The sequence below is a fragment of the Desulfogranum japonicum DSM 18378 genome, from assembly GCF_000429945.1.
Lineage (GTDB): Bacteria > Desulfobacterota > Desulfobulbia > Desulfobulbales > Desulfobulbaceae > Desulfogranum > Desulfogranum japonicum.
Window position 1 is genome coordinate 1 of the sequence record NZ_AUCV01000086.1, and the last position, 6,274, is coordinate 6,274.

Annotated in this window: 6 protein-coding genes and 1 pseudogene; 2 read left to right on the forward strand and 5 right to left on the reverse strand. The window is 42.4% G+C overall.

Annotation, left to right across the window (positions count from 1 at the left end; translation table 11 throughout):
- Nucleotides 1-249, forward strand: a 249-nt coding sequence (locus G493_RS30730) for a transposase family protein (RefSeq protein ID WP_028582103.1), incomplete at its 5' end; no start/stop codon positions are given.
- On the opposite strand, the gene G493_RS0121980 is transcribed toward G493_RS30730, so the two are convergent.
- The 3 genes from G493_RS0121980 to G493_RS0121990 are packed head-to-tail and all read right to left on the reverse strand — an operon-like array spanning nucleotide 197 to nucleotide 3,833.
- The gene (locus G493_RS0121980; RefSeq protein ID WP_028582104.1) at nucleotides 197-3,259 is read right to left on the reverse strand and encodes a Tn3 family transposase; all 3,063 of its coding nucleotides are present in this window, start codon (nucleotides 3,257-3,259) and stop codon (nucleotides 197-199) included. The genes G493_RS30730 and G493_RS0121980 overlap by 53 nt on opposite strands.
- A gap of 20 nt (nucleotides 3,260-3,279) precedes the next feature.
- Nucleotides 3,280-3,573: a type II toxin-antitoxin system RelE/ParE family toxin gene (locus tag G493_RS0121985; RefSeq protein WP_028582105.1), complete on the reverse strand. Its 294-nt coding sequence runs from the start codon at nucleotides 3,571-3,573 to the stop codon at nucleotides 3,280-3,282.
- A complete protein-coding gene (locus tag G493_RS0121990; RefSeq protein WP_028582106.1) occupies nucleotides 3,561-3,833 on the reverse strand; it encodes a CopG family ribbon-helix-helix protein in 273 nt (90 codons plus the stop codon). The genes G493_RS0121985 and G493_RS0121990 overlap by 13 nt, the downstream gene beginning before the upstream one ends.
- A gap of 292 nt (nucleotides 3,834-4,125) precedes the next feature.
- On the opposite strand from G493_RS0121990, the gene G493_RS0122000 reads away from it, so the two are divergent.
- Complete coding sequence (locus G493_RS0122000) at nucleotides 4,126-4,710, forward strand: recombinase family protein (RefSeq protein ID WP_028582107.1); 585 nt, start codon at nucleotides 4,126-4,128, stop codon at nucleotides 4,708-4,710.
- A 241-nt stretch (nucleotides 4,711-4,951) separates the two neighbouring features.
- Here G493_RS0122000 and G493_RS0122005 read toward each other — a convergent pair whose 3' ends face one another.
- Nucleotides 4,952-5,719 (reverse strand): AraC family transcriptional regulator, encoded by a 768-nt coding sequence (locus G493_RS0122005; protein ID WP_028582108.1) that lies wholly within the window; start codon nucleotides 5,717-5,719, stop codon nucleotides 4,952-4,954.
- 252 nt (nucleotides 5,720-5,971) lie between these two features.
- Nucleotides 5,972-6,274 (reverse strand): annotated as a pseudogene (locus G493_RS30735) (ISKra4-like element ISDau4 family transposase); the annotation flags it as partial.

Below are 6,274 nucleotides of genomic sequence, written 5' to 3' on the forward strand. Positions count from 1 at the left end.
GATGACCCCAGAGATACGGATCAAATCAAACATAACCTGCTCGATATTCTTGTAATTGCCATCTGCGGTACCATTTGCGGCGCAGATGGCTGGAAACCCATTCAAGAATACGGACTTGCCAAGCAAGAATGGTTGAGCACCTTTCTTGATTTGCCTTATGGCTATTTTTGCCCATCCCCCGATATGGTAAAATTTGCTATCTCACAGATTCAAAGTTGGTTAATTTCGTCAAATCAAATGTTCTCATGAACTCCTCAACATTGAATGGCGTTCCAAGGTCATTGAATTCAAATCGTCCGTAGAGATTTATATGCTGCCAAGCTACCGGAGAAATTTTCTTGATATGTTCAACCGTAATCGTGGAGTTTACGGAATTATCGTCGATCAGACCAGACAGTAGTTCAGCATTAAAATAAATGATCGCATTGGCAATTAGTCGAGTGCATTCGTGAATAATATGCTGCTCGATTTCGCTTTTCACCTTTAGTTTTCCGCCGTTGACATGAGCAATGGCTTTTTTGAGTCGGTGATAAGCTTCTCCACGATTTAAAGCCTTCGTGACATGCTTACGTAGCAGCTTGTTATCAAGATAATCTAACAAATAGATACTTCTGCAAATATTATCGAGTTCCCACAAAGCCTTCTTTGTTCTGTTTTGTCTGGCGTAGGAGCTAAGTTTCCGTACGATAGCCGACTGAGTTGTTTCTTTTTGCCCCAGTGACGCCATGATATGTTGAATATTCTGCCATTCCTCAACAATAAGCTTTTCGTTTACTTTTCGAGCTGGTTTCACCAAAAAATTATCATCATAATGATTTGGAAGTTGAAAGCCTACAATGCTATCCGTTTTTGATGAGAAGTTTCGATACCTGGGCGCAAACTGATAACCAAAGGCGTGGAGAATCCAGAAGTTAACTTGGTTGGTACCGTGTGTATCAACCGAGTGTCGATCAGGGTCAATATCTGTGGTGTTATTGTAGAGCAAATCAAAGACAAAATAACTTTCATGCTCGTGGGTACCAATAACTTTGGCATTGATCGGGACATGGTTACCAATCAGCGTAAGGGCAGAGATACCTTTTTTGAGACCAAAATATTTCGAGGCATGTCTGGCGTTGATAGTATTGCGCTGCGTTTCGAAACGTTGACCATCGCTGCTTGAGTGCAATACATCTGTTTCAATGTCATAATGCCTGAAGATGGAAAGCTTTGCTGTGGCATTGGCAATCAAGTCATTGGCTTCCTTCAGCGTTTCTAATCTGAAGAAATTTCGATAATTCGTTTGAAGATCTTGAGCATCCACGTCGGAAATTTCGCCCATTCGACCAAGGCTCATATTGGTGCCCAATGCAACTATGCAGGCCAATACCGTTTTTGTATCCTTGGTACCCTTCACATACCGATCCAGAACATGAGAAAATCCATCTAAAAATCCAGTTTTTCTGTGGACATAGTTAAGTAAATCAGCGATACCGATTGTCGGAATGGCTTGGTAGAACTGATTGCTTTCTTCCCCTTCGTCACGTTTATATGGTAGCGTCCATTTAAGATTATCGCCTTTGCCGGTGATTTTGATGTCTTTGTTCTCTCTGGCCAAAATGCGTTGATTGACGTACTGAATTTTTTCTTCCAGCGTTATTTTGAATTCGTTCAAAGTTTGCTGGATTGGCTTCATTAAGACCGGCAGGTCCAGTTCAGTGATGATTCTTTCTTTGTGTTTTCTCCAACGGTTGAGCGGGATCAAATAGTCTGTAAAACTGCGATATTTGTTGGTTTTGTGATTAAAAATATCACCTGATTCAAATGCGTTACGGAGCATTTTATATACGGCAAACTCGTATCGTTCCGCAATGAGGCTTTCAGGCGTTTTTTCTGCGTATACGTGTTTTTGTAGTGAGTTGGTTAGGAAACCTACTGGGAAGTTGGCTTTTGGCAGCCGCCTCAAGGTCCGGCCTAATTCAAAGTTGAGCTGAAGAAAGATAACTGCTTCAATTAGCGGAGTTTCTTCTGTATTGCTTGTGAAATCGATTGCTCTGATAATCTGTCGAATATTCTTTTTAATAGATCCTGACAGAGATTCCAGGTGTTGCCATTGGTACTCTTCTCCATCGAATCCGGCAGAATTAATAAAGGTCGTAACATTGGCCATTTTTTCGCGTGCCAACAATTCAAAAGCCCGCTCTCTAATTTCACCAAATGACAGGTTGTCATCAATATCAGGGTTCAGGAAGAATTCTAGAATTTTCCCTGTTTGCTTTATGTCTTTACCTGCCTGAGTTGTTTGCTGGTAAATGAATTCTTTCGCATACAGCTTGGCCTGCTCTTCATAATGACGCACATTGTAAATTAGGGCATCGATAAGGTTGTCGTAGATAATGTGTGTTCTATGATAAGCGTAGCATAGTAAATAAAAATAGGCAGTTGGGGTTTCAAACCTTCGAATTTTATAAACGGAATAATACTCGACCAACGCCGAGTAATACCGGATGCTTTCATTAGAGATCTCAATGCTTGGCAGCCATCTCTTGAAGAAATCATACAGGGGTTTCAACTCATTGGCTCGTGTCGTCTCACGGAGCACTTCTTTATAGCTAAAATCCTTGGGTTCCTTTTTTAGTTGTGTCACCCAGTGCAGACCTGAAGAATCATCCGATAGAATTGAAAATAGTATAGCTTCAACCCCAGGGGCCAGATCACGCATGAGTTGCTGGCCAATTCTTCGCCGTTCTTCGGATAAGCAGTTTCCGATCAGGTCCTGGAAAGTACTATACGCTGGAGGAACAACATGTTGTTTCTCCAGAAAATTAAGCAATTCTCGCAGGATATATACAGGCTTAGCTGATCGGCGGACAACGAGTCCGGCTACATCTTTTAGTACGGCACTGACTTGTTTATCATACCGGCTGAATTTGAAATTCTGGCAAATGAGCTTTTGCTGTTTGAGGCGGGTAGGCTTGCTTGGAACTTTGAATTGGTGTCCCTCATTATCTGGGAAATATGTCCCGATGATGTAGGCAACATCTTCGGCAACTACTTCAGCATCAAAGTTAAAAAGTATACGCTTTGCTTTGAAATAACCCAACTGCAGTACAAAGTACAGCTTGGAGTTAAGTTGCCAATTTTCGTCAATGAGGTGAAGTTCGTTATCTGTGAGTTCGAAGAAATATTCCCTGTCTTCTTGGGTCAGTCGTGGAATTCCGAAATAATTCTGTATTTCAGATTGGGTGAGTATAGATAAGCGTTTTCGGACTGCTTTCACACAATTTCCGTTAGTAATTATCAGTAGCCCGCTTCTCTTTGATGTTGGAAAGCCAGCACGTAAATTGAATCAACGTTGGCCTCGTAACGATAGAGTGCAATATAACCAGTGTCTCCAAACGGGATGATTAACTCACGTAATTCAGGGAGATCATCCAATGGCCTCCCTATCCCCGGTTCAGTTTCTAAAAGCGCAAATTGACGTTCTATCGCTTGACCTGCACGCTTCGCTGCTTGTGGATTTTTTTCTGCCAGAAAACGCCGGCAACGTTCCAACCCTTGCGCTGCACCTTCTGTGATAATTACTCGTGGCACGGTGGAATCTCTCCTTCTTCATCAGTGCCCCAATTGTTCAACCAGATGCGAACTTCCTGTCCTGTCAGATGCCGCCCTGTTTCCTTATAAGCTGTCCAAGATGCTAAGGCCTCTTGTTTGAAATTTTCTCTTGCCTCTTCGCGCTCAACGTAGTCACGAATTGCTTCACGCATGATCCAGTGTGCTGAGCGATTGCGTACATCAGCCAGGTGCTGTATACGACTTTTCATATCGTCATCAAGTTTTACGGATGTTGCCATATTGATACCTCATTATTAATAGGTAGTACCTTTAACTACTACTCTACAGTATAAGCCAGCCATTCATCTTAAGCAAACTAAACAAACATTTTCCTTGGGGATTTTTAGCATATGGCCTATTGCTGAAATGCTATCAACCTCCGGTCAGTCACTTTGTTCCAAAAACCAGGGTTTTGTGAACATTTACGATCCTAAAAAAAATTTTGCTTGAATCAACCAAAATGTGTTCCAAAACCTTGTTCCGCTGAAATTGTTCTGCTATTATACAAATAAAACGTTTTTGGAACATATTATGAGAATAGGATATGCTCGAGTCTCGACTTTGGATCAAGACCCTAGACATCAAATTGATGCATTGAAAGAATTTGGATGTGAAAAGGTTTTCTCAGAAAAAACTTCCGGAGTGAGCAGTGAACGGCCTCAGCTCAAAAAGGCTTTCGAATATTTGCGCCCAGGTGACACCCTTGTTGTCTGGAAATTGTCTCGTCTTGCCCGTTCTCTTACCCAAGTGATCAATACAGTAAAGACACTTGAAGAAAAAAAAATCAGCCTAATGGTGATCACTCAGAAAATTGACACAACCACTCCTGAAGGTAGGCTTTTTTTTCATATGAATGCTGCATTTGATCAATTCCAAAGAGAAATAATTGTTGAGAACACAAAAGCTGGCCTTGAAGCAGCCAAGAAAAGAGGTCGAGTAGGAGGCAGGCCAAAAGCAATGACTGACGAAAAAATACGGATGGCCGAAACAATGTTAAAGGATGCAGAAAACTATCCTTCGATCACTGATATTATTAAAGCATTAGGAATTGGCCGTACAACTTTTTACAGATACTTCCCCCCGGAACGAATCTGTAATTTAAGACCAATGAATTGAAGAAGTGCGGGATGATTGCAAATGGATAACTGGATGCCTTCATGGTGGCGATTAACTTGCTATATGCAAACACTGTTTTTCACTCACACCTAACCCGCTATAAATAGACATTATCATATTATACTACATATTGTTCTGAACAGTAGATATATCAAGTAGAGATAGGTACGCACTCGGCATTAAGAACGAGAACAGTGGCTGATGTTGTCATAATAAATATTTTGGCAGTTGCTGTTGAAGATCAGTCCCCCCTGTAGCTGGCCGGTGTTGCCCCTGTCAATCGCTTAAACATTGCGATAAATGCGGATGCGCTGGAATAACCGAATTCAGATGCAACGGTCTCAACATTCTTGCCTTCCTCAATCATAGCGATTGCATTAACGACGCGCATGCGGTTGCGCCACTCAGTCAGTGGCATTCCTAAATCCTGTCTGCATTTCCTGGCAAGAGTTCTTTCCGTTATACGAGCCTCTTGAGCCAGTTCATTTACTGATCGGTTATCGCTTGGATGTTTTTCCAGATAATTGAGAACATTCTGCAAAACAGGATCATCAGAGGCTGGCAGAAAGGTTCCCGCTCGGGGGGCTTCTGTCAGTTCATCCAAAAAAACTGTAAGCAACCGTAAGTACCGTTGGCTTGTATATTCTTGGGTGCTTTCACGCGCATGTTCCAGGATTGACCGCATAAAAGGTGATACGAGCAAAGCCAGCGACTCCGACGGCAATTTGCAGCACAACTCATTCGTAACATATAAGGATGACTGCAAGACCTCCCGACGATTTAAGCCAAGATGGTGTTTGTAAGGTGGTATCCAGATTCCGTACTGGGGAGGGACAAGATACCGTTTCTCCTTGACCATAACCTGCACCACACCGTTGTGCGAGTATACAAATTCACCCCAGGGATGCGTATGTTCCGGGAATATTGCATCATTTGGCATGAGAGTTGTGCGAAGAAAAAGTGGCACAGGCAGGGAATCATTGAAGGGCGCGTATAGAGTGTGTTTCATGGTGTCACCTGCTCGATACTTTATGTCTGATAATCACTATATACTATTTTTCTGACTTTTGTCATCTTATTACATGGGTGTGCAAATGTATTTCAACTGAAGAGGAACACAATGTATCGCAGCATGTATAGAGGTGCTTTGGCGAATATCCCATTGGCCGTCAGCGCAGTCACCTACGGTGGAGTACTTGGCGTTCTGAGCGGTCAGAAAGGCGTGAGCTGGGCGGAGAGGGAGCATCCGATGACTATGGCATCATTTGACGACGCGGAGTCTCTTTTCTCTGGTAACTCTTTTGCCTTTGGTCTTTTCCTCATATCCATCAAAAAATGAGTCAAATTTAGAATTGTATTTGGCGCAACGCAGTTTCAAAATATTATTGGCGTAGTCCACCTTCCACCAGGCACCGGATCTTTTAAGTCGAATATTGCTGATGAACTTATTGGCACTTTCAATTGCCCCGCTACCAAGAGGATAGCCTCCTCGCCGCAACCGGCCATATTCAATTCTATCTTTATTTTTCTTTAGGTAATTGACCAGGTTAGCTCTCTCTGTTTT